The organism is Streptomyces canus, assembly GCF_030815415.1.
GTDB classification, from domain to species: Bacteria; Actinomycetota; Actinomycetes; order Streptomycetales; family Streptomycetaceae; genus Streptomyces; species Streptomyces canus_F.
Genome location: NZ_JAUSWW010000001.1, coordinates 5,805,106 through 5,831,015, shown reverse-complemented (window position 1 = coordinate 5,831,015; position 25,910 = coordinate 5,805,106). Strand labels below are relative to the sequence as shown.

At 70.8% G+C, this 25,910-nt stretch carries 24 protein-coding genes; 14 read left to right on the top strand and 10 right to left on the bottom strand.

Annotated features, from left to right (window positions below; genetic code table 11):
• The first annotated feature begins 212 nt into the window (after window positions 1–212).
• From QF037_RS27120 to mscL, 5 genes are all read left to right on the top strand, one after another.
• Entirely contained in the window at window positions 213–1,475 is a 1,263-nt protein-coding gene (locus QF037_RS27120; protein WP_307029508.1) for an MFS transporter, read from the top strand.
• 67 nt (window positions 1,476–1,542) lie between these two features.
• On the top strand, window positions 1,543–1,851 hold the full coding sequence (locus QF037_RS27115) for an FmdB family zinc ribbon protein (protein ID WP_307029506.1): 309 nt from the start codon (window positions 1,543–1,545) through the stop codon (window positions 1,849–1,851).
• A gap of 100 nt (window positions 1,852–1,951) precedes the next feature.
• Window positions 1,952–2,785, top strand: coding sequence for an S-methyl-5'-thioadenosine phosphorylase (locus tag QF037_RS27110; RefSeq protein WP_307029505.1), 834 nt, complete (start codon window positions 1,952–1,954; stop codon window positions 2,783–2,785).
• Between the two features lie 156 nt (window positions 2,786–2,941).
• Window positions 2,942–3,487 carry a hypothetical protein gene (locus QF037_RS27105; protein WP_307029504.1) on the top strand — a complete coding sequence of 182 codons (546 nt, stop codon included), beginning with the start codon at window positions 2,942–2,944 and terminating at the stop codon, window positions 3,485–3,487.
• 138 nt (window positions 3,488–3,625) lie between these two features.
• The gene (mscL, locus tag QF037_RS27100) at window positions 3,626–4,099 is read left to right on the top strand and encodes a large conductance mechanosensitive channel protein MscL (protein ID WP_307029502.1); all 474 of its coding nucleotides are present in this window, start codon (window positions 3,626–3,628) and stop codon (window positions 4,097–4,099) included.
• Between the two features lie 43 nt (window positions 4,100–4,142).
• Here the strand turns inward: mscL and QF037_RS27095 are convergent, their stop codons facing one another.
• Window positions 4,143–4,325: a hypothetical protein gene (locus QF037_RS27095; protein ID WP_307029500.1), complete on the bottom strand. Its 183-nt coding sequence runs from the start codon at window positions 4,323–4,325 to the stop codon at window positions 4,143–4,145.
• 95 nt (window positions 4,326–4,420) lie between these two features.
• Between QF037_RS27095 and QF037_RS27090 the strand changes: the two genes are divergently transcribed.
• The 4 genes from QF037_RS27090 to QF037_RS27075 all read left to right on the top strand — a co-directional run bounded on the left by QF037_RS27090 (window position 4,421) and on the right by QF037_RS27075 (window position 9,084).
• Window positions 4,421–5,626 carry a low temperature requirement protein A gene (locus QF037_RS27090; protein ID WP_307029498.1) on the top strand — a complete coding sequence of 402 codons (1,206 nt, stop codon included), beginning with the start codon at window positions 4,421–4,423 and terminating at the stop codon, window positions 5,624–5,626.
• 40 nt (window positions 5,627–5,666) lie between these two features.
• On the top strand, window positions 5,667–6,695 hold the full coding sequence (locus tag QF037_RS27085) for a P1 family peptidase (RefSeq protein WP_307029496.1): 1,029 nt from the start codon (window positions 5,667–5,669) through the stop codon (window positions 6,693–6,695).
• A 214-nt stretch (window positions 6,696–6,909) separates the two neighbouring features.
• Entirely contained in the window at window positions 6,910–8,130 is a 1,221-nt protein-coding gene (locus tag QF037_RS27080; protein ID WP_307029494.1) for a L,D-transpeptidase, read from the top strand.
• 204 nt (window positions 8,131–8,334) lie between these two features.
• The gene (locus QF037_RS27075) at window positions 8,335–9,084 is read left to right on the top strand and encodes a DUF6227 family protein (protein WP_307029492.1); all 750 of its coding nucleotides are present in this window, start codon (window positions 8,335–8,337) and stop codon (window positions 9,082–9,084) included.
• Between the two features lie 43 nt (window positions 9,085–9,127).
• Here QF037_RS27075 and QF037_RS27070 read toward each other — a convergent pair whose 3' ends face one another.
• The 5 genes from QF037_RS27070 to QF037_RS27050 form a co-directional block, all read right to left on the bottom strand.
• A complete protein-coding gene (locus QF037_RS27070; RefSeq protein WP_307029490.1) occupies window positions 9,128–9,379 on the bottom strand; it encodes a hypothetical protein in 252 nt (83 codons plus the stop codon).
• 210 nt (window positions 9,380–9,589) lie between these two features.
• A complete protein-coding gene (locus QF037_RS27065; protein ID WP_307029488.1) occupies window positions 9,590–11,707 on the bottom strand; it encodes a PTS fructose transporter subunit IIABC in 2,118 nt (705 codons plus the stop codon).
• A gap of 265 nt (window positions 11,708–11,972) precedes the next feature.
• The gene (gene pfkB, locus QF037_RS27060) at window positions 11,973–12,920 is read right to left on the bottom strand and encodes a 1-phosphofructokinase (protein WP_307029487.1); all 948 of its coding nucleotides are present in this window, start codon (window positions 12,918–12,920) and stop codon (window positions 11,973–11,975) included.
• A complete protein-coding gene (locus QF037_RS27055) occupies window positions 12,917–13,678 on the bottom strand; it encodes a DeoR/GlpR family DNA-binding transcription regulator (protein ID WP_046262157.1) in 762 nt (253 codons plus the stop codon). The genes pfkB and QF037_RS27055 overlap by 4 nt, the downstream gene beginning before the upstream one ends.
• A gap of 250 nt (window positions 13,679–13,928) precedes the next feature.
• The gene (locus tag QF037_RS27050; RefSeq protein ID WP_307029484.1) at window positions 13,929–15,470 is read right to left on the bottom strand and encodes an MFS transporter; all 1,542 of its coding nucleotides are present in this window, start codon (window positions 15,468–15,470) and stop codon (window positions 13,929–13,931) included.
• A 62-nt stretch (window positions 15,471–15,532) separates the two neighbouring features.
• Between QF037_RS27050 and QF037_RS27045 the strand changes: the two genes are divergently transcribed.
• The gene (locus QF037_RS27045) at window positions 15,533–16,498 is read left to right on the top strand and encodes a helix-turn-helix transcriptional regulator (RefSeq protein ID WP_307029482.1); all 966 of its coding nucleotides are present in this window, start codon (window positions 15,533–15,535) and stop codon (window positions 16,496–16,498) included.
• Window positions 16,499–16,937: 439 nt separating this feature from the next.
• Here QF037_RS27045 and QF037_RS27040 read toward each other — a convergent pair whose 3' ends face one another.
• A complete protein-coding gene (locus QF037_RS27040; RefSeq protein ID WP_307029480.1) occupies window positions 16,938–17,933 on the bottom strand; it encodes a sigma-70 family RNA polymerase sigma factor in 996 nt (331 codons plus the stop codon).
• A 185-nt stretch (window positions 17,934–18,118) separates the two neighbouring features.
• Between QF037_RS27040 and QF037_RS27035 the strand changes: the two genes are divergently transcribed.
• Window positions 18,119–18,634, top strand: a complete 516-nt coding sequence (locus QF037_RS27035; RefSeq protein ID WP_373463820.1) for a GNAT family N-acetyltransferase — start codon at window positions 18,119–18,121, stop codon at window positions 18,632–18,634.
• Window positions 18,635–18,641: 7 nt separating this feature from the next.
• Here the strand turns inward: QF037_RS27035 and QF037_RS27030 are convergent, their stop codons facing one another.
• Entirely contained in the window at window positions 18,642–19,427 is a 786-nt protein-coding gene (locus QF037_RS27030; protein WP_307029475.1) for a dioxygenase family protein, read from the bottom strand.
• Window positions 19,428–19,534: 107 nt separating this feature from the next.
• Here QF037_RS27030 and QF037_RS27025 point away from each other — a divergent pair, with 107 nt between their 5' ends.
• Window positions 19,535–20,050 (top strand): MarR family winged helix-turn-helix transcriptional regulator, encoded by a 516-nt coding sequence (locus QF037_RS27025; protein ID WP_307029473.1) that lies wholly within the window; start codon window positions 19,535–19,537, stop codon window positions 20,048–20,050.
• A gap of 115 nt (window positions 20,051–20,165) precedes the next feature.
• Here QF037_RS27025 and QF037_RS27020 read toward each other — a convergent pair whose 3' ends face one another.
• Window positions 20,166–21,707 (bottom strand): MFS transporter, encoded by a 1,542-nt coding sequence (locus QF037_RS27020; RefSeq protein ID WP_307029471.1) that lies wholly within the window; start codon window positions 21,705–21,707, stop codon window positions 20,166–20,168.
• A gap of 119 nt (window positions 21,708–21,826) precedes the next feature.
• Complete coding sequence (locus tag QF037_RS27015) at window positions 21,827–22,468, bottom strand: TetR/AcrR family transcriptional regulator (RefSeq protein ID WP_307029469.1); 642 nt, start codon at window positions 22,466–22,468, stop codon at window positions 21,827–21,829.
• Between the two features lie 257 nt (window positions 22,469–22,725).
• Between QF037_RS27015 and QF037_RS27010 the strand changes: the two genes are divergently transcribed.
• Window positions 22,726–24,006, top strand: a complete 1,281-nt coding sequence (locus QF037_RS27010; RefSeq protein ID WP_307029467.1) for a M6 family metalloprotease domain-containing protein — start codon at window positions 22,726–22,728, stop codon at window positions 24,004–24,006.
• 55 nt (window positions 24,007–24,061) lie between these two features.
• Window positions 24,062–25,807, top strand: a complete 1,746-nt coding sequence (locus QF037_RS27005) for an IclR family transcriptional regulator domain-containing protein (protein ID WP_307029464.1) — start codon at window positions 24,062–24,064, stop codon at window positions 25,805–25,807.
• Window positions 25,808–25,910 lie beyond the last annotated feature (103 nt).

The following is a 25,910-nucleotide window of genomic DNA, read 5'->3' as shown; positions in this document are numbered from 1 at the left end:
GCTCGTTTTCACAGGCGCACCGGCCGTTGACCCCTGTACGATGAAGGCGCATTCTGATCGAACCAACTCTGCCTGACGCAGTGCTGGCGCGACCGTATGGCGGCCGAAACGCCCCTCCGCAGTGGGCCCGGTATCTACCGCAGTGCGCGCAAGAGGACAGCTCTCGGCGCCCCCGCACAGGCGCGCTACCAGGCGGCAGAAAGGCACGGGCCGTGGCATCCACGGTCACCGCACGCCCGGGATACGGGCAGCTGCTGCGCACCCGCGGCGCCTGGACGTTCCTGCTCCCCGGCTTCGCGGCACGTCAGCCGTTCGCGATGCTGACGATCTCCATCGTGCTGCTCGTGCAGCACACCACCGGCTCGTACGGCGCGGCAGGCGGCGCCGCGGCCGTCACCGGCGTCTCCATGGCACTGTTCGCGCCCTACAGCGGGCGCCTCGCCGACCGCCACGGGCAGCGCGCCGTACTGATCCCCGGCGTGCTCGTGCACACGGCGTCAGGTCTGACGCTGACGGCGCTCGCCCTCTCGCACGCACCCCTGTGGGCGCTGTTCGCCGCGGCCGTCCCCACCGGCGCCTCGGTGCCCCAGGTCGGTCCGATGGTGCGCGCCCGCTGGGGCGTGAAGCTCCAGGGCTCGCCCCTGATGACCACCGCGGCGGCGTTCGAGTCCGTCACGGACGAGCTGACCTTCGTCTTCGGTCCACTGCTGGCCACCGCGCTGTGCACCGCCGTCGACCCGGCCGCGGGCCTGCTGACGGAGTCGGCACTGACCCTGCTCGGCGGTCTGCTGTTCGCCGCGCAGAAGAGCACGCAGCCGCTGGTCACCCTCGACAGGCACGCGAGTGTGGAGCACGGTTCCGCGCTGCGCGTGCCCGGCGTGCGCGTGCTGATCGTGACGTTCCTGGGCATCGGCTCCGTCTTCGGCGGCATGCAGGTCTCGCTGGCCGCGTTCACCGAGTCGATCGGCGAGCCCGGTCTGAACGGTGTCCTGTACGGCGTCTTCGCCGCGGGCAACATGCTCTCCGGGATCGTCTGCGGTGCCATCGCGTGGAAGGTGGCTCCGCAGCGGCGCCTCGTGGTCGGGTACGGCGGGCTCGCCCTGGTGGCCTCCGGACTGTGGGCCGCGCACTCGGGGCTCGCGCTCGCGGGGCTCGGCCTTCTGGTCGGCATGTGCATCGCGCCCGCGCTGATCACCGGCTACACGCTGGTCGAGAGCCTGGTGCCGGCCGGTGCCCGCACCGAGGCCTTCACCTGGCTGACCGGTGCGGTGGCGCTCGGCCAGGCGGCCGCCGTCACGGCTGCCGGACAGCTGGAGGACCGCTTCTGGAACGGTGCAGGATTCCTCGTCCCGATGGTCGGCACTCTGCTCGCCCTGGCGACCCTGCTGGCCCTCCGGTCACGCCTGACGACGCGCCCCCGGACCCGGACCGTCGCACGTGGCGTCGGTCACCGCGTGCCGGTGGCGGTGGACTGATCCTCGGGAATACGTCACTATGGACCATCGTTAGCACTCATTGAGTGAGAGTGCCAGGAGGAAGACAGTGCCGACCTACCAGTACCAGTGCACCGAGTGCGGCGAGGGCCTCGAGGCGGTGCAGAAGTTCACCGACGACGCTCTGACCGAGTGCCCGAACTGCCAGGGCCGCCTCAAGAAGGTGTTCTCCGCAGTCGGCATCGTCTTCAAGGGCTCCGGCTTCTACCGCAACGACAGCCGCGGCTCCTCGTCGAGCACCTCGCCGGCGTCGTCGAAGCCGTCGACGTCCTCTCCGTCCACCTCGACGTCGACGTCCTCGGACTCGAAGCCGTCGAGCACCGGCACCTCCTCCAGCAGCAGCACCTCAGCCGCTTAAAGACGCACCCGCGGGACCTTGTCGTCGTACGACGACAGGGTCCTCGGTGTTTTCCGGAGCTCTTCTCTGCCCGCTGCCGGGGCCAGCTAGTGTGCGGGTCATGGCGAACGCAGAGATCGGCGTAATCGGCGGCTCGGGCTTCTACTCGTTCCTCGACGACGTGACCGAGATCCAGGTGGACACCCCGTACGGACCGCCCAGTGACTCCCTGTTCCTCGGTGAGATAGCGGGCCGTCGGGTCGCCTTCCTGCCCCGGCACGGACGCGGCCACCATCTGCCGCCGCACCGGATCAACTACCGCGCCAACCTGTGGGCGCTGCGGTCGGTCGGGGCACGCCAGGTCCTCGGTCCGTGTGCGGTGGGCGGTCTGCGCCCCGAGTACGGGCCGGGCACGCTGCTCGTACCGGATCAGCTGGTCGACCGTACGAAGTCCCGCGCGGGGACGTACTTCGACGGGCTGGCGCTGCCGGACGGCGGTGTGCCCAACGTGGTGCACGTGTCGCTGGCCGACCCCTACTGCCCCGTCGGGCGGGCGGCCGCGCTGAAGGCCGCGCACGGCCGGGACTGGGAGGCGGTGGACGGCGGGACCCTGGTCGTGATCGAGGGACCGCGCTTCTCGACGCGTGCCGAATCGCTGTGGCACCGGGCGCAGGGCTGGTCGGTGGTGGGCATGACCGGCCACCCCGAGGCGTCGCTCGCCCGCGAACTCGAGCTCTGCTACACGTCGTTGACCCTGGTCACGGACCTCGACGCGGGCGCCGAGACCGGTGAGGGCGTCTCGCACGACGAGGTGCTGCGGGTGTTCGCGGCGAACGTGGACCGGCTGCGGGGAGTGCTGTTCGACGCGGTGGCCGCGCTGCCGGCGAACGAGGAGCGGGGCTGCCTGTGCACAACGGCGCTGGGCGGCATGGACCCCGGGTTCGAACTGCCGTGACGCTGTGGAGAACGGCACCCCGGCACGGGCGGAACTGCTCCTTCGGGTGAGGGAGTTGTCCACAACCGACCGGTGATCCACCTGTCCCGGCGGGCGGCGGCGCGAGGCCTCATCGTGGCCTTGCAAGCCGATCCCTCCTGACAGGTGGTGGTTCCCGTGTCCTTCGCTCCCTCTCCCCCGCCCTTCTCCCCCCTTGCTCCGCACCCGCCCGGCACCGACGCTCCCGCGACATGCGAGGTGCCGCACTTCGCTCCCGTGCGGGTACGCGGCGGGCGGTATCAACTGGCCCGGCTCGTAAGGCATCGCCGACGGGCCGTGGCGGCGGGCCTGGCGGTCACCGCGGCCGCGCTGGTGGCCGTCGGTCCGGGCGACTCCGACGGGGCGCGCGGGCATCCCGTGGCCGCGCCGGTGCGGGAGCGTCGCGCCGTGGAGATGGTGACGGCCCCGGTGCGGATCGCCGACGGAGCCACGGTGCTGCTGTTGCGGCCCGGTGACCGGGTCGACGTGATCGCCGCCGGGACGACGGCGACGGGAGGCGACGCCCAGGTGCTCGCGCGCGGGGCGCGGGTGAAGAAGGTGCCGGAGCCTGTGGAGGGTGCCGCGGAGAGCGGGGCGCTGGTCGTGCTCTCGGTGCCGCGTCCGGTCGCGGTGCGTCTCGCGGGCGCGAGCGCCACGGCACGGCTGGCGGTGACACTGTGTTGAGCCGTGCGATCCGCCTGTTGCGCGGATTCCTGTCAAGTCCATCGTTAGAGCTGCCCAATTGGACAGGGGCGCCTCGCGTTGACGTAGGTTGCGGAGCTGTTTGTTCCACAACCTGTGCGTGCGAGGAGAGTCCCCTAGGTGAGCGAGAAGAAGCCGAGTCTCTGGGAGGGCTTCAAAGCCTTTCTGATGCGCGGGAACGTCGTCGATCTGGCAGTAGCGGTGGTCATCGGCGCCGCCTTCACCAACATCGTCAACTCGGTGGTGAAAGGCGTGATCAACCCGCTGGTCGGGGCGATCGGCACCAAGAACCTCGACAGCTACAGCTCCTGTCTGAAGGACCCCTGCAAGGTGGCGGCGGACGGCACCGTGCTGAGCGGCATCCCGATCAGATGGGGAACCGTGCTCGGCGCCACGCTCACCTTCGTGATCACCGCGGCGGTCGTCTACTTCCTGATGGTCCTGCCGATGTCGAAGTACCTGGCTCGGATGGAGGCCCGCCGGAAGGCCAAGGAAGGCACGCAGGAGGTCATGGAGGTGACCGAGCTGGAGGTCCTCAAGGAGATCCGCGACGCGCTGGTCGCGCAGCGGGGGTCCGGGCACGACGAGCGGTGACGGACACGGCCCGCCTCCTCTGCCGGGCGGCCGTGCGGCTCGGTCAGAGGTGGTGGGGCGGCTTCTCGTCGAGGAAGCGCTTCAGGTCGGCCTCGCTGTCGGCGCCGGGTCGCTCGCCCCAGCCGCGGTCCGTGTCGTCCGAGGACTGCTGGTCCAGCGGGTCGTCGAAGACCAGCGACGGCTTCGGAGCGCGCGGCTCGGGGGCGGGGTCGGAAGCGGTGCTCATGCGTCCAGGGTACGACCCCGGGAGGCGACGGCCGTCCTGGTCATTCCCGAGGGCGGTCATGGTCCGCGCCGTCCGCATCTGCTGTGCTTGGACCCATGACGTCGTCCAGCTCCACTCCCTCCCCGGCGCCCTTGGGCAGGCTCACCGCCCGCGGCCGCGACGAGGTCCACCGGGTCGCCTCGCCCCTGGAACTCTTCTTCGACCTGTGTTTCGTCGTGGCCATCGCCCAGGCGGGCGTGCAACTCGTGCACGCCGTGGCCGAGTCGCACGCGGGCGAAGGGATCCTCAACTACGCGATGGTCTTCTTCGCCATCTGGTGGGCCTGGATGAACTTCTCCTGGTTCGCCTCGGCGTACGACAACGACGACGTCCTCTACCGGGTCGTCACCCTGGTCCAGATCGCCGGTGTGCTGGTGCTCGCGGCCGGGGTCTCCAAGGCGTTCGAGGACCATGACTTCCTCCTCGGCTGGCTGGGCTACGTGATCATGCGGCTCGCCATGTCGACGCAGTGGCTGCGCGTGGCGCGGTCGAGCGAGGGCCCGGAGAGAACGACGGCTCTGCGGTACGCCGGCGGCGTACTGCTGTGCCAGGTCGGCTGGCTGGGACTGTTTCTGCCCGAGGGGCTTCGACCCTGGGTGTTCCTGGTGATGGCGATCCTCGAGATGTGCGTGCCGCGGTACGCGGAGAAGGACTTCGCCACCTCCTGGCATCCGCACCACATCTCCGAGCGCTACGGCCTGTTCACGATCATCGTGCTCGGCGAGACGATCGCCGCGGCCACCATCGCCGTGAAGTCGGGCGTGGACGAGAACGACGCGCTCGGTGAACTGCTGCCGATCGCCGCGGGCGGGCTGCTGATCATCTTCTCCGCGTGGTGGATCTACTTCGCCGTGCCGATCCACGGCCATCTGCGCTCCAACAAGCAGGCGTTCCTGTGGGGCTACGGCCACTACCTGATCTTCGCCTCGGCGGCCGCGATCGGTGCCGGCCTGGAGGTCGCCGTCGAGCAGGCAGTGGGCAAGGCGCACATCTCCACACTGGCCGCGTCGGCCGCCGTGACCCTGCCGACCGCGCTCTACCTGCTCACCGTGTGGGCCCTGCACTCGCGCCACTTCAAGGTGGGCATCGCCCAGCAACTGGTACTGCCGACCACGGCACTCCTCGTGATCCTCTGCACGTTCCTGGGCGACGGGGCCGTACTCGCGGCGGGCATCGTCTCGGCGCTCGCCGTGGCGACCGGCGTGACGCTGACGGCGCGCACGGCGACCCGGGAGGGCAAGGAGACGGCTCCGGTCGTGTGACCTCCTGGGACGGCGCCGGTGCCTGGACGAGACTGGTCCCATGACAGTTGACGCTCTGACCGACGTCACCGGCGTGCGCGTGGGACACGCGACGCGCGTCGGCGACGGTTGGCTCACCGGTACCACCGTCGTGCTCGCCCCCGAGGGCGGTGCCGTCGCCGCCGTGGATGTCCGCGGTGGCGGCCCCGGCACCAAGGAGACCGACGCCCTCGACCCGCGCAACGTCGTGCAGAAGGTCGACGCGATCGTGCTGACCGGCGGCAGCGCGTACGGCCTCGACGCCGCGTCCGGCGTGATGGCGTGGCTGGAGGAGCAGAGGCGCGGAGTGGCTGTCGGGGTGGATCCGGCGCACGTCGTTCCCGTCGTACCCGCCGCCTGCGTCTTCGACCTGGCGCGGGGCGGCGACTTCCGGGCCCGGCCCGATGCGGCCACGGGCCGGGCCGCGGTCGAGGCGGCCGCGGCGAGCGCGGTCGGCGCGGTGGTGCGGGAAGGGGGCGTGGGCGCGGGTACGGGCGCCGTGGTCGGGGCGATGAAGGGCGGAGTCGGTACCGCGAGCACCGTGCTCGACTCGGGGATCACGGTCGCCGCGCTGGTGGTGGCCAACGCCGTGGGCTCCGTGGTGGAGCCCGAAACGGGCATTTTGTACGGGGAGTTGCTCCAGGGACGCGTCGAGTCTCCGGATGCGCGCGTCCACGAGGCCGCGCGTCGGCGCCTCGCCGAGACCGCGGCGAAGAACGCGCCGCCTCCGCTGAACACCACGCTCGCCGTCGTCGCCACCGACGCGGCACTGTCGAAGGCGCAGGCGCAGAAACTCGCCGGAACGGCGCACGACGGCATCGCGCGCGCCGTGCGGCCCGTGCACCTCCTCCACGACGGCGACACGGTGTTCACCCTGGCGACGGGGCAGCGCGCACTCGACTCCGAGCACCCGCTCTCCCTCAACCCGCTGCTCGAGGCGGGCGCCGACGTGGTGACGCGTGCGATCGTGCGGGCCGTGCGCGCGGCCCGGTCGGTGGACGGACCGGGCGGGGCGTGGCCGTCGTACGGGGAGTTGTACGGAGGGCGGTGACGGGGCTCGGGCGTCCCTGTCGGGTCCGGAGCCGGTGGTGGGTCGGCTCCGGCACCCGCCGACCCGCGTGTGGCGCATTTCGTACGCCACATTGTCCCGGTTGTGTCACGTGATGGCGTTCGCGGCTGTCGGAGGGAACCCGACCGGTCATGGATTCGCTCTTTCTCCACGCATGGGAGCGGATCACGCACATCACACGAACCTGGAGTAGCTCGTGACAACGCCGGACATATCAGCGCGGCGCACACTCGGGGCCTGTGCCGTCCTGGCGGTCGGCGCCCTCACCCTCACCGCCTGCGGGGGCGGCGCCGACGCCGGGAAGGACGACGGCAAGCCGGGCGGGGATTCCGCCAGGACGTCCGAGGCGAAGATCGCCATATCGGCCAAGGACGGTTCGACGGGTGCGTCGATCAACACCACGGGGGTGAAGGTCAGCGACGGCAAGCTGACCGACGTGAAGATGACCGTGGCGGGGACGGGGCAGTCGGTGCCGGGGTTCATCTCGGCGAACGGCGGCAGTTGGACACCGAAGGAGCAGTTGGAACGCGAGACGAAGTACGAGATATCGGCGAAGGCGAAGGACCCCGACGGGCGGGCCACCGCAGCCGACTCGACCTTCACGACGGTCAGCAAGGCCAACAGCTTCATCGGGACATACGCCCCGGACAACGGGACGACGGTGGGCGTCGGGATGCCGGTGTCGTTCACCTTCGACAAGGCCATCAGCGACAAGAAGGCCGTGCAGTCGCACATCACGGTCTCGTCCAGCAGCGGGCAGAAGGTCGTCGGGCACTGGTTCGGCTCGCAGCGGATCGACTTCCGGCCAGAGGAGTACTGGAAGGCCGGCTCCAAGGTCACGATGAAGATCGACCTGGACGGCGTCCAGGGAGCGAACGACGTCGTCGGGGTGCAGAAGAAGACCGTCACCTTCACGATCGGGCGGTCGCAGGTCTCCACGGTCGACGCCGACACCCAGACCATGACGGTCGTGCGTGACGGGACGACCCTCAAGAAGATCCCGATCTCGACGGGCGACGCCCAGAACACCACGTACAACGGCCAGATGGTGATCTCCGAGAAGTCCGCGAAGCTGCGCATGGACAGCCGGACGGTCGGCCTCGACAACGCCTACGACATCCCGGATGTACCGCACGCGATGCGGCTCACGCAGTCGGGGACGTTCCTGCACGGCAACTACTGGTACAACAAGGCCAATCCGCCCTTCGGCCGGCAGGGCACCAGCCACGGCTGCGTCGGACTGCAGGACGTCCAGGGCGGGCAGGGCGACACGAACGCCAAGTGGTTCTACGACGAGTCCATCGTCGGGGACGTCGTGATCGTCAAGAACTCCCCCGACAAGACGGTGTCGCCGGACAACGGCCTCAACGGCTGGAACATGTCGTGGACCGAGTGGACCGCGGGAAGCGCCGTATAGGCGCCCGCTGAGCGCCGGGGCGCCATGACGCGGCAAGTACCTTCTGACCGGCGGGTTTTGACGGATCTTCGGGTCGCGTGGGAACTTCTCACGTGACCTGAGCGTTTTCTGTGCGCACGTTTTCTCGGTTCCCAGACATGATGTCCGACCGAGGGGCTACGGTATGCACCCACAAGGTGACATGCAGCAACGCCGGGAGAAACCTTGAGCGTTCCGTACGAGACAGCAGCGTACGAGCCACGCGAGTCGCCCGAGTCTCCGGAGGAGCACCTCGCGCGACTTCTCGGCCGTGCGCTGAACTCCTTCGAGCTGCCCGACGAGACGATACGGCGACTCGACTGCGCGCTCGCGCACGACAGCTCGCTGCACTCCGCGCACCACAGCGCGGGGCTGCACCGCGAGACGTACCGCCACACCTGGCTGCTCGCCGACGGCTCGGCACTCACCCTCTGGGAGCTGGTCCACAACACCGCGCCGGGCAGCGTCCCGCAGCATGAGGTGTACGTCGACGAGGAGGAGCTGCGCGCCGCCACGGCACGGCTGCCGCTGCCGCCGGACGCACCGGACTTCGAGCTGCCGGTGACGGTGCAGCAGCTGTCGCCGGTCCCCGCGCCCCGGCACGCGTACGTGCCCGACGACTCGGCGGATCACGCGCGCCGGCTCCTGCGCCGCGCGGAGAACCCGGACCGGCCGGACGCGGAGACGGCGACGCTGCTGACGTCGGCGTTCGCGCACCAGATCACGCAGGCTTTCGGCAAGCCGTGCCGTGCGGGGCGGATCGGGCTGTGCTTCTCGCTCTACGAGCACGCGTTCCTGCTGCGCGACGGCAAGGAGATCTCCCTGTGGGAGGTCGAGCACACGGCCACGCCCGACGGGCGGCACATGTGCGAGGTGTACGTCTCCGAGGCCGCGGCGCGCGAGGCGATGGAGCAGCGCGCGGCCCGGGTTTCGTAACCCACTCCACGCATGTGAGGCTTCTGCCGCCTCGGCCGCTCGGTCAGCGGCCGTCGCTGAGCTGTCGTACCAGTCCCGCGAACGCGTCGTGCTCCGCCGGAGTGAGCTGTACGGACTCCAGTTCGGGGCCGGTCTGCCGCTGGTACGGGAGGGCCGGGAGGGAGGCGGAGGTCCGCCACAGGGCGGCCTCGCGGCCGCGGCGCAGGACGCGGGTCAGGCCGATCGCCCAGACGACGGTCGCCAGGGCGAGGACGGCCATGCCCGTCAGCTGGTAGATCGAGACGTGCTCAGGCATGCGCCCCAGTAGACACCACGGTCCGGGACTTTGGCCCCGGACCGTGACGTATCTCGCAGGTGCCATGAACAACTCACAGCTACCCAAAGGGACACAAGGCACACAGGGCCGATGAAACGGCTGCGGCCGGTCGCAGCCCCGTCCCGCAGGGTTGTGACCGGCCGGCCGTGCCGGGGCGGGCCGGCTGCGCCCGCCCCCGCCTCCCGCCGCTTACGCCGCCACGGGCTGCTTCGCCTCCGCCGCCGGAGCCGCCGCGGACTCGTCGGAGCCGGTGGCCGCGCCGTCCGGGGCCGTCTTGCGCAGGCCCTTGAGGACGATGACCAGGCCTGCCGTGATCGCCGTACCGATGGCGATGGCCAGCAGGTAGAGAAGCGGGCTGCCGATCAGCGGGACCACGAAGATGCCGCCGTGCGGGGCGCGCAGGGTGGCGCCGAAGGCCATCGACAGGGCGCCGGTGACAGCGCCGCCCGCCATCGAGGCCGGGATGACACGCAGCGGGTCCGCCGCGGCGAACGGGATCGCGCCTTCGGAGATGAAGGAGGCGCCGAGGACCCAGGCGGCCTTGCCGTTCTCGCGTTCGGTCTGTGTGAAGAGCTTCTTACGGACGGTGGTCGCCAGCGCCATGCCCAGCGGCGGGACCATGCCCGCGGCCATCACGGCAGCCATGATCTGCATCGCGGAGTCGCTGGGGTCCTGGACGGCGATGCCGGCGGTGGCGAAGGCGTACGCGACCTTGTTGACCGGGCCGCCGAGGTCGAAGCACATCATCAGGCCGAGCAGGACGCCGAGCAGGATGGCGTTGGTGCCGGAGAGGCCGGAGAGCCAGTCCGTCATGCCCTTCTGGGCCTCAGCGATGGGCTTACCGATCACGACGAACATCAGGAAGCCGACGACGATCGAGGAGATCAGAGGGATCACCACGACCGGCATGATGCCGCGCATCACCGGTGGGATCTTGATCCGCTGGATCGCGAGGACCACGCCACCCGCCAGCAGACCGGCGGCCAGACCGCCGAGGAAGCCCGCGGCGATGTTGGAAGCGATCATTCCGCCGACGAAGCCGGGGACGAGACCCGGGCGGTCCGCCATGCCGTAAGCGATGTATCCGGCAAGGACGGGGATGAGGAAGCCGAAGGCGACCTGACCGATCTGGAGCAGCAGGGCGCCCCAGCTGTCGACCTGGCTCCAGGAGAAGTGCTCCATGACCGAGGGCGCCTTGGTGATCTCCCAGCCGCCGATGGCGAAGCCGAGAGCGATCAGCAGACCGCCCGCCGCGACGAACGGGACCATGTAGCTCACGCCGGTCATCAGCCACTTACGTAGCTTGGTGCCGTAGCCGTCGCCGGACTCACCGGCCCGCTCGACCGGAGTACCCGCGCCCGCCGCGGCGCCTCCCGTCACCTCACCGCGCGCCGCCTTGCCGCGCACGTCGCCGATCAGTTCCGCGGGACGGTTGATGCCCGCCTTCACACCGACGTCGACGGTCGGCTTGCCGGCGAAGCGGTCCTTGTCGCGTACGGGCACGTCATGGGCGAAGATCACGCCGTCCGCCGCCGCGATGACGGCCGGGTCGAGCCGGGTGAAGCCGGCCGAGCCCTGCGTCTCGACGACGAGTTCGACGCCCGCCTCGCGGCCCGCCTTCTCCAGCGACTCGGCCGCCATGTATGTGTGGGCGATGCCGGTCGGACAGGAGGTGACGGCGACGATCCGGAAGGGACGCTCGCCCTCGCCGGAAGCGTTGCCCGTGGCGGCATCGGAGGAGGCCGCCCCCGACGCCGCCACGGAGTCTGCGGAGGCGCCCACGGAGGCACCCACGGCGCTCTTCGCGCCCTCGGAAGCGCCGCCCGAGCCCACGGAAGCGTCCGCGCCCCCGGCGTCCGCCGCCGGCCCGTCCCCGCGGATCAGCGCCGCCGCGCTCGCCGCGTCCCCCACCGAGCGCAGCGCGTCGGTGAACTCGGCGTTCATCAACTGCCGCGCCAGCGAGGACAGGATCGTCAGATGGGCGTCGTCGGCACCGGCGGGCGCCGCGATCAGGAAGATCAGGTCGGCGGGACCGTCCGGCGCACCGAAGTCGATCCCGGCCGCACTGCGCCCGAAGGCGAGCGTCGGCTCGGTGACGTGCTCGCTGCGGCAGTGCGGGATGCCGATGCCGCCGTCGAGACCGGTCGGCATCTGTGCCTCGCGGGCGGCCACGTCGGCGAGGAAGCCCTCGAGGTCGGTCACCCGGCCCAGGGTCACCATGCGCTGGGCGAGGGCGCGTGCCGCCGCTTCCTTGGTGTCGGCGGACAGGTCGAGATCGACCAGGTCCGCGGTGATCATGTCGCTCATCGCGGGCTCCTTCGCACGCGTATCGCCCGGGGGGAGAGGTGGGCGAGGGCGGGGGTGGGGACGGGGGTGCGGGTGGGGAAACAGGGGGTGGTGGGGGCGGAACCGGGGAAGCCCCGCCCCCACCGGGCGGCGGGGCGGCTCAGGTGGCCCCGCCTCCCACGGGCCGCGGCGAGTAACGGGGAGCCTCGCCGCTTCATGGCCGGTCCATCAGGGAGTGCGCCGCACGCCATCGGCGCCGACACCGTCGTAGAAGCCGTCAGTCCGTTCATGACACCGGCTCCTTCAGCACACGGTCCACGGGCACCTCGGATGTCACCGAGACCGCGGCCGGGTCCAGGTCGTCCGGCGTCGGCATCACGCTGCCCGGCAGCTGTACCGCCGCCGCGCCGTGTGCGACCGCCGAGGCCAGGGCCTTCGGGCCGCTGCCGCCGGCGATCAGGAAGCCGGCCAGGGAGGAGTCGCCGGCGCCCACGTTGCTGCGGACGACGTCCACCCGTGCGCTCGCGAACCAACTGCCCGCGCCGTCCACGAGCAGCTGTCCGTCCGCGCCCAGGCTCGCGAGCACGGCGCGTGCGCCCATCTCGCGCAGCTCCTCTGCCGCCTTCACCGCGTCGCCCACGGTCGACAGGGGGCGCCCGACGGCTTCCGCGAGCTCCTCCGCGTTCGGCTTCACCACGTCGGGCCGCTCGCGCAGCGCCTCCAGCAGGGCGCGCCCCGAGGTGTCCAGCGCGATCCGCGCGCCCCCGGCGTGCGCCCGCGCAACCACCTCGGCGTACCACGACGGCGCGAGCCCCCGCGGCAGGCTCCCGCAGCACGCGATCCAGTCCGCTTCGCGCGACTGCGCACGCACCGTCTCCAGGAGCAGCTCCTGCTCCTCCGCCGACAGCTCGGGACCCGGCGCGTTGATCTTCGTGAGCACCCCGTCCGCCTCCGCGAGCGCGATGTTCGAGCGGGTGGCGCCCGCGACCGGGACCGGCGCGACCTCGATGCCCTGTGCGTCGAGCAGATCCGCCACGAGCGCCCCCGGCGCACCGCCCAGGGGCAGTACGGCGACCGTGCGCTGCCCGGCGGCCGCCACGGCGCGCGAGACGTTCACGCCCTTGCCGCCGGGGTCCATGCGCTCGCCGGTCGCGCGGATGACCTCGCCGCGCTCCAGTGACGGAACCTCGTACGTGCGGTCCAGGGACGGGTTCGGGGTGACGGTGAGGATCATGCGCGCACTACTTCCGTGCCGCCGCGTTCGATCGCGAGGGCGTCTTCGGGGCTCAGCCCGCTGTCGGTGATCAGCAGGTCCACATCGCTCAGGTCACCGAAGCGGGCGAAGTGCTCCTGGCCGTGCTTGGCGGAGTCGGCGAGCAGCACCACGCGGCGGGCGGCGGCCACGGCCGCCCGCTTCACCGCGGCCTCGGCGAGGTCGGGGGTGGTCAGGCCGTGGTCGGCGGAGAAGCCGTTGGCCGCCACGAAGAGGACATCGGCCCGGATCTCGCCGTACGCGCGGAGCGCCCAGGCGTCGACGGCCGCGCGCGTACGGTGCCGCACGCGCCCCCCGACGAGGTGCAGTTGGATGCCTGGGTGGTCCGCGAGGCGGGCCGCGATCGGCAGGCTGTGGGTGACGACGGTGAGGGAGGCCTCCAGCGGGATGGCGGCGGCGAGGCGCGCCACCGTCGTGCCGGCGTCGAGGATCAGGGTGCCCTCGGTCGGCAGTTCCGCGAGGGCGGCCTTGGCGATGTGGTCCTTCTCGTCGGCCGCCGTCGTCTCGCGCTCGGCGAGGTCCGGCTCGAAGTCGAGGCGCCCGGCGGGGATGGCACCGCCGTGCACCCGGCGGAGAAGGCCCGCGCGGTCGAGGGCCTTGAGGTCCCGGCGGATCGTCTCCGCGGTGACCTGGAACTCCTCGGCCAGCGACACCACGTCCACCCGCCCGCCGTCACGCGCGAGCCGGAGGATCTCCTGCTGCCGCTCCGGTGCGTACATGTCCGTTCGCCTCCGACTCACCGTCCGGTCGCTCCCGACCGATGCCCGAACTTGTGGTTTAGCCCGGAGGCTACGCCCGGATTTCCGGAAAGTAAACAGGTTCGGGCACCACCCGGACATAAACGGGCGTGAAGGTCGGGCATGAACGGACTTCCGGCCCGCCCCCGGACCATCCGTCGGGCCTGCTCACGGCAGACGGAAGGCCCGGCACCCCGGGTGGAACCCAGGTGCCGGGCCTTTTCCCCCGCGTTCAGACGAGCTCCGGCTCCTTCTCCCCCACGGGACCCGCAGGCGCCTCCGTCGCCTCGGCCCCTTCCACGTGCTGCACCGCCCGCTTCGGCAGCGCGAACATCAGCAGGAAGATCACGCCCATCACCGCGGCCACCCACCACAGCGCGTGCTGGAAGGCGTTCACGAAGGCCGGGCCCACGTCGACGGGCCGCAGATCGTCGGCGATCGTGCCGAAGAAGACCACCGAGACCAGGCCGAGTCCGAGCGCGTTGCCCATCTGCTGCACGGTGTTGATCAGCCCGGACGCGGAGCCGGCGTGCTCACGCGGGACGCCCGAGAGCACCATGTCGGTCAGCGGGGCGAAGATCAGGCCCATGCCGACGCCCATCACGACCAGGGGCAGGGCCATCTGCCAGGGGGCGATGGACATGCCGTAGCGGTCGGCCTCCCAGAGGTAGAGCAGGACACCCGCCGCCATGGTGAGCGCGCCCGCCTGGAGCACCTTGCGGCCGAAGCGCGGAACCAGCTTCTGCACGGACAGGCCGGCCGCCACGGAGACCGCGATCGAGAAGGGGACGCCGGTCAGACCCGCCTTCAGCGGACGCCAGCCCAGACCGGTCTGCATGTAGAGCGTCCACACCAGGAAGAAGATGCCGAGCCCGATCCCGAACACGGTCTGCACCGCGATGCCCGCCGCGAAGCTCTTCACCTTGAACAGCGACAGTTCGACCAGCGGGGAGCCGTCCCGCGCGCTCTTGCGCCGCTCGTACGCCACCAGCGCCCCGAAGACGACGACCGCGCCGCCCATCGACAGATGTCCCCACAGCGGCCAGTCCAGCTCACGGCCGCGGGTCAGCGGGTAGAGCAGCATGAGCAGGCCCAGCGTCACCAGGGCGACGCCCACCAGGTCCAGCTTCAGCGCGCGCGGCGCCCTGGACTCGGTGATGTAGCGGCTGCCGAGGATCAGACCCGCGATGCCGACCGGCAGGTTGATGAGGAAGATCGGGCGCCACTCCAGGCCGAACAGGTTCCACTCCGTCAGCAGCGCGCCGAGCAGCGGTCCGGACACGGCGCCCAGGCCGACGATCGCGCCGAAGAGCCCGAACACCTTGCCGCGCTCGTGCGCCGGGAACGTCGCGTGCACGATCGACAGCACCTGCGGCACCATCAGCGCCGCCATGGCGCCTTGCAGGATCCGCGCGGCGACCAGCATCTCCGGGTTCGCGGCGAAGCCGCACAGCGCGGAGGCGACGGTGAAGCCGCCGATGCCGACGAGGAACAGCCGCTTGCGGCCGTGGATGTCGCCGAGCCGTCCGCCGGTGATGAGACCGGCGGCGAAAGCGAGCGCGTAGCCGGCGGTGATCCACTGGATCTGGCTGACGGACGCGCCCGCCTCGGCCTGGATGGACGGGATCGCGATGTTGACGATCGTGACGTCGACGAGGTCCATGAAGGCCGCGGTCATCACGATCGCGAGGGCGAACCAGCGACGGCGGTCGGGCTGGGACGTCTGGCTCGGCCGGCTTGTCCGGCTGTCCACAAGGGGTTCGGTGGAGGTCATGTCTCGAAGCTACGACCGCATTAGGTCAGATCGTGTCCTAGTTCTACGGCATCCTCGAACTCATGACGACGGACACCCCGGCACGGCTCCTCCAGCTCCTCTCCCTCCTCCAGACCCCGCGGGAATGGCCGGGCGGTGAGCTCTCGGATCGCCTCGGCGTCTCCCGCCGTACCGTGCGGCGGGACATCGACCGGCTGCGCGAGCTGGGCTATCCCGTGCAGGCGACGAAGGGGGCCGACGGCGGCTATCGGCTGGTCGCGGGGAAGGCGATGCCGCCCCTGGTCCTCGACGACGAGGAGGCGGTGGCGATCGCGGTGGGGCTGCGGGCCGGGGCCGGGCACGCGCTGGAGGGCGTCGACGAGGCGTCGGTGCGGGCGCTGGCGAAGCTGGAGCAGGTGCTGCCGTCCCGGCTGCGCCACCGGGTGTCGACCCTGCAGGCCGCGACCACACCGCTGACCAGCGGGGACGGGGCGAGCATCGCGCCGGAGACGCTGACCGTGATGGCCTCCACCGTGGCCGGTCACGAGCGGCTGCGGTTCGCCTACCGGGCGAAGGACGGGGCCGACTCGCGGCGCGTGGTCGAGCCGTACCGGCTGGTGTCGACGGGACGGCGGTGGTACCTCGTCGCCTACGACCTCGATCGCGCCGACTGGCGGACCTTCCGGGTCGACCGGGTGAGCGAGCCGTTCGCGACCGGGGCGCGGTTCGCTCCGCGGGAGTTGCCGACGGGAAGTGCGGCGGAGTATCTGCGGCAGTCGATGTACCGGTGGCAGGAGACGTACGCGATCGACGTGACCTTCGAGGCGCCGGCCTCGCACATCGCGGCGCGGCTGCCGAAGTGGTTCGGGGAGCCGGAGGAGCTGGGGGAAGGGCGGTGCCGGCTGCGGGCGACCGTGGGCGATGCCGTGGAGTGGCTGGCGGTACGGCTGGCGATGGTGGACTGCGAGTTCACGGTGCGGGAGCCCGAGGAACTCGTGCGGTGCGTACGGGACCTGGGCGGGCGGCTGAGCCGGGCGGCTGGTGGGTGACCCGGCCGGGCCGAGCCGCACCCGGGGCGGGGCCGGACGGCGCCGCGGCATGCTGGACGGCGGGCTTCCCCGTACCTGAACTCCGGGGATGCCCGCCGGATGGCAGATTGTGTCACATGGGCATAGCTTGCCGGTGTGAGCGGGCCCACGGCACCGCCCGCTCCCGAGGAGGCCGCCGCCCCGGAAAGGGGCAGAGCCGGACCCCGGCACCCGGGGGGAGAGCGCCGAAGTCCGGCTCGCGGAGAGTCCCGGCGCCGGGGGGAGTGCGTCGGGACTTGGTCATGGGCCCGGACTGTCGCCCGGGACCCGAACTCATGGGCCCTGAAGTCTTTTTCCCAGGGTCCTGCCTGTTGAAGCGGCCTGACACCGCCGTGTTTGCGCCTTTCACGACCCGGCGCACGCGGGCACACGGCTCTTGAGGCAAGCCGTGTCCCAGCCCTTACGCCGCCGCGTCGAACCCGGTGTCCCGGGCGAGCTTCTTCAGCTCCAGCAGCGCGTGCTTCTCGATCTGCCGGATGCGCTCGCGCGTCAGTCCGTGCTCCTTGCCGACCTCGGTCAGCGTGCGCTCCCGGCCGTCCTCGATGCCGTAGCGCATCTTGATGATGGAGGCCGTGCGCTGGTCGAGGCGGCCGATCAGGTCGTCCAGCTCCTCGCTGCGCAGCAGCGTCAGCACCGACTGCTCCGGGGAGACCGCGGAGGTGTCCTCGAGCAGGTCGCCGAACTGGGTGTCGCCGTCGTCGTCCACCGCCATGTTCAGCGAGACCGGGTCACGGGCCCAGTCCAGGACGTCGACCACACGGTCGGCGTTGGAACCGAGCTCGGCGGCGATCTCCGCGGGCTCCGGGTCGCGGCCGTGCTCGCGGTTGAACTCGCGCTGCACACGGCGGATCCGGCCCAGCTCCTCGACCAGGTGGACGGGAAGGCGGATGGTGCGGGACTGGTCCGCTATCGAGCGGGTGATGGCCTGCCGGATCCACCAGGTCGCGTAGGTCGAGAACTTGAAGCCCTTGCGGTAGTCGAACTTCTCGACCGCGCGCACCAGACCGGCATTGCCCTCCTGGATCAGGTCGAGCAGCGGCAGACCGGCACGGGGGTAGCGGCGCGCCACAGCGACGACCAGACGGAGGTTCGAGCGGATGAAGACGTCCTTGGCCCGCTCGGACTCGTCGACCAGCGCCTCGAGCTCCTCACGGGTGGCGTCCGCCTTGGACTCCTCGAATCCGTCGAGGAGCTGCCGGGCGAACACACCCGCCTCGATGATCTGTGACAGCTCGACCTCCTTGGCGGCGTCGAGCAGCGGCGTACGCGCGATCTCGTCGAGGTACATGCCGACCAGGTCGCGATCGGCGATCTCGCCGCCATGGGCGCGAACACTGCGTGCCGCGTCGGTCCCGCCAGTGGCGGACTTACGACGGGCGACGGCACGGGTTGCCATGCGTGCTCCCTTGCGATGGTGGGCTGGCGGGTGGTCCTGTTTGGGCCTGGCACCGTCCTGGCACTGTCCTCGGGTGCCCTGCTTCCGATGGAAACAACGACTGGAATCAGGACAGAATTCCCGACCCGCTCCCCTATTTTTCTGATCATGCAGTACCCTGTCCGGCCACACGGGGAGGTCAGATGATGACAGAGCGTACAGAGGTGCAGGTCAGGCCGGGAGTCGAGGGTGACCTCAAGGCCCTCACCGACATCTACAACCACTACGTACGTGAGACGCCGATCACCTTCGACACCTCCGTCTTCACTCCGGAGGAGCGCCGTCCCTGGCTGCTCTCCCACCCTGAAGACGGTCCGCATCTCCTAAAAGTTGCCGCGGACGCGGACTCACAGGAAATTCTGGGCTACGCCACATCCAGCCCGTTCCGCGCGAAGCCCGCCTACATGACGTCGGTCGAGGTGACGGTCTACCTCGCCCCGCACGCGGGCGGCCGCGGCATCGGCACGCTCCTCTACAAGGCCCTGTTCGAGTCACTGGCCGCCGAGGACGTCCATCGCGCCTACGCCGGTATCGCCCAGCCCAACGAGGCCTCGCGGCGGCTGCACGAGCGCTTCGGCTTCCGGCACGTCGGAACGTACAAGGAGGTCGGGAGGAAATTCGGCCGCTACTGGGACGTGGCCTGGTACGAGAAGGAGCTGTGAGCGGGTCTCAGCCGAACTGCACGGACCGCTTCGCCAGCCCCAGCCAGAACCCGTCGATCACCGACTTCTGGTCCCCCAGCTCACCGGCCGCGTCGGCGGCCCCCATCGTCACAAACAGGGGTGCGAAGTGCTCGGTGCGCGGGTGGGCGAGGCGGCCGGCCGGGGACTTGTGGAGGAAGTCGAGCAGGGAGTCCACGTCGCCCTTGTCCAGCGCGTGGTGCCCCCAGTCGTCGAACTCCGCCGACCACGCGGGGATGCCGTCCTGGCGCAGCGCGGCCAGGTTGTGGGTGAAGAACCCGGAGCCCACGATCAGCACGCCCTCGTCGCGCAGCGGGGCGAGCTTGCGCCCGATCTCCATGAGCCTGACGGGGTCGAGGGTGGGCATGGAGATCTGCAGGACCGGGATGTCGGCCTCGGGGAACATCTCGACGAGCGGGACGTAGGCGCCGTGGTCGAGGCCGCGGTCCGGGATGTCCTGGACGGGGATGCCCGGGGCGCGCAGCAGCTTGCGGACGGACTCGGCGAGTTGCGGGGCGCCGGGAGCCGCGTACTTCACCTTGTAGTAGTGCTCGGGGAAGCCCCAGAAGTCGTAGACGAGCGGGACCGTCTCCACCGCGCCCAGCGCGAGGGGGGCCTCTTCCCAGTGCGCGGAGACCATGAGGATCGCCTTGGGGCGCGGGAGGTCCGCGGACCAGGCGGCGAGCTGGCCGGGCCAGACCGGGTCGTCGGCGAGGGGTGGGGCGCCATGGCTGAGGTAGAGCGCGGGCATGCGTTCCTGGGTGGCGGCGGACATGGCGGCGGTTCCCTCCGGACGGTGTTGCTTGAAGTCTAAAACGTCTTAGGAAAAGTGTACGTCGAAGTTGTTTAACATTCAAGGAGAGCTCTCGTACGATGGGAAACATGAACACGGCATCCCCATCCCCGACCGCTGAAGAGCCACGCTGGCTGACCGCCGAGGAGCAGTTCGTCTGGCGCTCCTACCTCCACGCGACCACTCTTCTCGAAGACCATATGGACCGCCAGCTCCAGCGTGACGCGGGCATGCCGCACATCTACTACGGCCTTCTCGTCAAGCTCGCCGAGTCCCCGGAGGAGCGGCTGCGCATGACCGAACTGGCCATGCACGCCAAGATCACCCGTTCCCGGCTCTCGCACGCCATCGCCCGCCTGGAGAAGAACGGCTGGGTACGGCGCGAGGACTGCCCCTCCGACAAGCGCGGCCAGTTCGCGGTGCTGACGGAGCAGGGCCGGGAGCGGCTCGCGCAGGCCGCGCCGGGCCATGTGGCCGTCGTACGCAACGCCGTGTTCGACCGGCTCACCCCGGAACAGCAGAAGTCCCTCGGCGAGATCATGCAGATCGTCGCCGAGGGACTCCAGCCCAACGAAGCGGGTGCGGACCTGCCCTGGCTCCGCTGAGCCGCTCACTCAGCAGAACCAGGGCAGATCCTGGGGTCCGTACGTGCGGAGCGTCCCCGTCCCCGCACGTACGAACGGCCCGAAGGGGTACGACCTCACGGTCGTCGCCGGTGACTCAGTGAGCCACGACCGGTACCGGCAGCTCGTTCTCCGCGCCTTCGCCGGAGCCGGTGACCACCGAGGTGTCGGGCTTGCCGGAGTTGACGAGGACCACCACGATGACCGCGGCGAGGGCCAGCATGCCGACGGCGAACCAGATCGCGTTGGTGTAGCCGTGCACCTGGCCCTGGAGCTGGACCAGCTGCTGCTGCGAGCGGGTGCTCGCGGAGCCGATGTGGTCGCTGATGTAGGAGGTCGTGGCCGACGCGGCGATCGTGTTCAGCAGGGCCGTACCGATCGCGCCGCCCACCTGCTGCGAGGTGTTGACCATCGCGGAGGCGACACCGGCGTCCCGGGGCTCGACGCCCAGGGTGGCCAGGGACATGGCGGGCATGAACGCCGTACCCATGCCGAGACCGAGCAGCAGCATCGCGGGCAGGATGATCGAGGCGTACGACGAGCCGATCTCCAGCTGCGTCATGAAGAGCATGCCGATCGCGGCGACCAGGAAGCCGGGGCCCATCAGCGCGCGGGCCGGCAGCCGGGTCATCAGGCGGGTGCCGATCTGGGTGGAGCCGACCATCATGCCGACGATCATCGGCATGAAGGCGAAGCCGGTCTTGATCGGCGTGTAGCCCTTCACGATCTGCAGGTAGTAGGTCAGGAAGAGGAAGGTGCCGAACATCGCGATGATCGCGATACCGAGCGAGAGGTAGACACCGCCGCGGTTGCGGTCGGTGACGACGCGCAGCGGCAGCAGCGGGGCCTTGACCTTGGCCTCGGTGATGACGAAGGCGATCAGCAGCACCGCGGAGGCGACGAACATGCCCACGGTCGTGGAGTCGCCCCAGCCGTTGGACTCGGCGCGGGTGAAGCCGTAGACCAGCGCGACCAGGCCCAGGGTGGAGAGCAGGACGCCGGGTATGTCGAGCGGGTTGCGGTTGCGGCCGCCCTCGGGCTCACGGATGACGAAGTACGCGCCGAGCGCGGCGACGATCGCGAACGGGATGTTGACGAAGAACGTCCAGCGCCAGTTCATGTACTCGGTCAGCACACCGCCGAGGATGAAGCCCACGGCGCCACCGCCACCGGCGATCGCACCGTAGATGCCGAACGCCTTGGCACGCTCCTTGGCGTCCGTGAACATCACGGCGAGCAGGGAGAGCGCGGCGGGCGCGAGCAGGGCACCGAAGACACCCTGGAGGGCGCGGGCGCCGAACATCATCGCCTCGTTGGTGGCGGCGCCGCCGAGCGCGGAGGCCGCGGCGAAACCGATGAGACCGACGACGAAGGCGTTCTTACGGCCCCACAGGTCGGCGATCCGGCCGCCGAACAGGAGCAGACCGCCGAAGGCGAGGGCGTAGGCCGTGACGACCCACTGCCGGTTGCCGTCGGAGATGCCCAGGTCGGTCTGGGCGGAGGGCAGGGCGATGTTCACGATGGTCGCGTCGAGGACGACCATCAGCTGGGCGAGCGCGATGAAGATGAGCGCTTTCCAGCGGTTGGGGTCGCCGGTGACGGCGGCCGAGCCGGGAGCCTTGGAGGCTGTTTCAGACATGGGGGTACCCACTTCGGGACTTCGTGACGGAAAAAAGGAATGTCAGGGGACGGTCCGTCGTCGGTGACGGCCGGTGAACGTCGGTCTTCTTGACTGCTGTGAAGCTCTGAACTAATCGGTCAGGCCTGGCGCAGGTCCTCCATGGTCGTGGCCGTGCCCGGCAGGACGGATCGGGCCGGGGCCCGCAGTCCGTCGAGGAACAGCTGCAGATGGCGGTGGACGAAGCGGTCGGCGTTGAGGCAGGCGGTACCGAACGGGGGCCGGCTGAGCTGGGCCACGGCGATCATGAGGTCGCCGGACTCCACGTCGGTGCGGAGCTGCCCGGCCGCCTTGGCGCGGTCCATGAGCTCCACGATCAGCTCCTCGCACCGCAGTCGCGCGGCCTCCAGGTCCGGGTGGTTCTGGTCGAAGGTGCTCTGGACCATCGGGCACAGCGCGCTGACCCGCTCGTCGGCGGAGGTGTGCACGAAGCGCTCCAGAGCCTCGAAGGCGTCCCCGGTCTCGGCGAGCGCGAGCTCGGCCGCCTCCGTCGTCCGGTCCATGACGGAGCAGACGACCTCGCGGACGAGTGCGTCGCGGTCGGGGAAGTTGCGGTACACCGTGGCGTTTCCGACGCCGGCGCGGCGGGCGATCTCGTCGAGCGGCACATCGGGGCCGAACTCGGTGAACATCTCCTGGGCGGCGGTGACGATGCGCTCCCGGTTGCGCAGGGCGTCGGCGCGGGGCCGGGTCACCTTCTTCTGCACAGTGGTCGCGGTCACGGTGTGCTCCTCGGGCAGGTGGTTGGCGATCCGGGGAGGCTCTCCCCGTTTCGCGCGGACACAGGTCTAAACGGGGAGACGCTCCCCGGTTATTTCAGGTTGAGAGAGAGTTTCCATGTGACCTGAGTCACAAGTCGCGATCCGAGAAACCCACGTTCGGTCTCCTCCAGCGCGCGCCCCCGCACCCCTTCGACACAGGGTGATCGAAGGGATGCAGCCCGTGGACCTGCGGCTGCCGTGGACGGAGAGGGCCGTGCATGCAGCAGACCAGCCGTCGGATACGTCCGCGCCGCCTGGCCGCCCTCGCGTCCGTGACCGCGCTGACGCTCGGGGTGTGCACCTCGGCCGGCACCGGACACCTCAGAGCGCTGCCCACGCCGGCCGGAGCCGGACCGATCGCGCTGGCCCGCAGCTCCGCCCACGGCCCCTGCATGATCCGCGGCGGCACCGCGGTCCAGATGTCGGAGGGCGTCCCCACCCCCCGCGGCTACTCCCGCTCCACCGGCACCGTCCGCGCCCTCACCCTGATGATCGACTTCTCGGACGCGCCCGGCCGCGGCAGGGCGCTGGACCGCTTCGACGAGTTCTTCCCGCAGACCCAGGACTGGTTCCGCACCAGCTCCTACGGCCGCCTCGACTACCGCGCCGAGACACCCGTCCCCGGGTGGCTGCGCATGCCGAAGCCCTTCGCGTCGTACGGCATAGAGCGTGGCGCCCCCTTCGACCCCGGCTACCGGGACCTGGTCCAGGACATCGTGGCCGCCGCCGACCCGAAGGTGGACTTCCGGTCGTACGACTTCCTGAACGTGCTCGTCACCCCGAACGCCGGCCCCTCCGCGCTGGACACGGTCCTGTCGGTGACCTTCGCCGGCAACCCGGACGCCCCGGTCGCCGACGGCGTCCCGGTCGCCAACGCGTCCTTCGTCTACTCCCGCCAGGACGACGGCTCCGGCTCCTACGCGCAGACCGGCTACCGCGTCCTGCCCCACGAGAACGGTCATGTCTTCGGCCTGCCCGACCTCTACACGGCGAACGGCGGGGGCGCGGTCGGCCACTGGGACATCATGAGCGAGGACTGGGGCGCCAACAACGACCTCCTCGGCTGGCACAAGTGGAAGCTGGGCTGGCTGGACGCCTCCCAGGTCAGCTGTGTGACGACGCCGGGCACGACCGAGTACACGCTGACCCCGCTGGCCCGCGAGGGCGGCGCCAAGCTGCTCTTCGTCCCGGTCAGCGGGCGCACCGGATACGCCGTCGAGCTGCGCACCCGCGAGGGCAACGACGAGGCCGTGTGCCGGCCCGGCCTGCTGATCTACAAGGTCGACGCGGACGTGGACACCGGCATGGGACCGGTGACGGTCCACGACTCCGAGCGCGACTCCGGCGGCTGCACGCGCAGCCCGAACGTCCACGCGGAGCTCTCCGACGCCCCCTTCGCGCCCGGCGAGGACTTCGAGGACCGCCGCAAGGGCATCCGGATCACGGTGGCGGGAGCGGATCTGGCCGGGGGCTACCGGGTGCGGGTGACGCGGCGGTGAGGACGGGCAGGTCGGGATTACGGTAGGCCTCCTGCGACCGCCGTACGGAGAGCCGATGCCCGCGAAGACGACCATGGACGCCCTGACCGGCTCCGCCGCCGTACCCGCGGAGGCGGTCACGCCGCTGATCCGCGGTGTCGCCGTGCTGCGGGAGCTCACCGAGGCGGGCGGCACCCTGAGCCCGAGCGCGCTGGAACGCGCCACGGGCCTCGCCCGCTCCACGGTCGACCGCATCACCTCGACGCTGGCCCGCATGGGATACGTCCGCCTGGACGGCCGTGACGTGCTGCTTGCCCCCCGCCTGATGGAACTCGGCAACGCCTATCTGGCCGCCCTGCGCCTGCCGGCGCTGCTGTCCGGGCGGGCGGACGCGCTGGCCGACGAGCTGGACGAGTCCGTGTCGCTGGCGGTCGCCGACCGCGACGGCATCCGCTTCATCCACCAGGCCACCCGCCGCCGCGCGATGTCCCTGAGCTTCCGCATCGGCGACCTGCTCCCGGCCGAACGCACAGCACCCGGCGCCCTGTTCGCGGCGGAGTGGGACGAGCCGGAGTGGCGGGCCTGGCGCGCCCGCCGGGCGGCGGACCCGCGGGACCAGGGCTTCCCCGCCGTACCCCCGCGTGCTGCATCCTTCCGGGGGGCGACCCCCGGACCCGGGGATGAGCGGCACGGGCTGCTCAGCGCAGACCTTGGTGAACACGCCACTCCGGACGAGGAGTTCGATCAGCGGGTCCGGGACGCGGCCTCGGTGGGCTGGGCCCTGGACGACCAGTTGATCGAACCGGGTCTGGTGGCGGTCGCGGTCCCCGTACGGGATCCCCGTACCGGACGGATCGCGTGCGCGGCGAGCGTGGTGAGCCACACCAGCCGGCACACCGCGGCGGGCCTGCGCGACACCCTGCTGCCGCGGCTGCGGGCGGCGGTGGCGGACATGGAGCGGGAGTTGCGGGAGACGGAGCCCGCCGTGACCGGGACCCCGTCGGGGCTGGCGATCTGGACCGGCGCGTCCAAGCAGGAACTCGGCAGGGAGTTCATCGAGTCCCTGGCCCGGGGTCTGACGGTCCTGACCGCCTTCGGCGAGGGCCGGGCCTCCCTGACCCTGACGGAGGTGGCGAAGGCGACGGGCCTGGCGCGGGCGACGGCACGCAGGGCCCTGATCACCTACGAGCACCTGGGCCTGGTGACGGCGACCCCGCACCGCACGTTCACGCTGACGCCCCGGGTGCTGTCGCTCGGCTTCCCGCCCCTGTCCCGCACGTCCTTGCCGGAGATCGCGACACCGCATCTGGTGGCGCTGACGTCCCGGATCCACGAGTCGGCGTCGCTGGCGGTGCTGACACCTTCCGGCGAGGAGATCCAGTACACGGCGAGGGTGGCGACGAACCGCGTGATGAGCGTGAACCTCACGGTCGGCACCCGGCTTCCGGCCTACGCGACCTCCATGGGCCGCGTGCTCCTCGCCGACCTCCCCGCGGCGCAGCGCACACTCGGCGAGCTGCGCCCCCTGACGTCCCGCACCCTGACCGACCCCAGGGCGCTCGCGCGTGTCCTCACCGACGTACGGACCCAGGGCCACGCCCTCGTCGACGAGGAACTGGAGGAGGGCCTGCGCTCGATCGCGGTTCCCGTGCGGGACCGTACGGGCCGGGTGGTGGCGGCCCTGAACACGGCGATGCACACGACCCGGCGTACGCCCGCGGAGTGCGTGACGGACCTGCTGCCCGAACTGCGGGCGACGGCGACGGCCATCGAGCGGGACTTCCACACGGCCGGCAGGTTCACGCGGGTGCCGACGGCGTGAGGTCCTGGACGGCCGATCCGTCGAGCTCTCCGGCCCGCCCCCAACCCGCTGATCGCCGACCCGTCACCCGCTACACTGGCCGCGGTGCCACCGGCCTACCGGC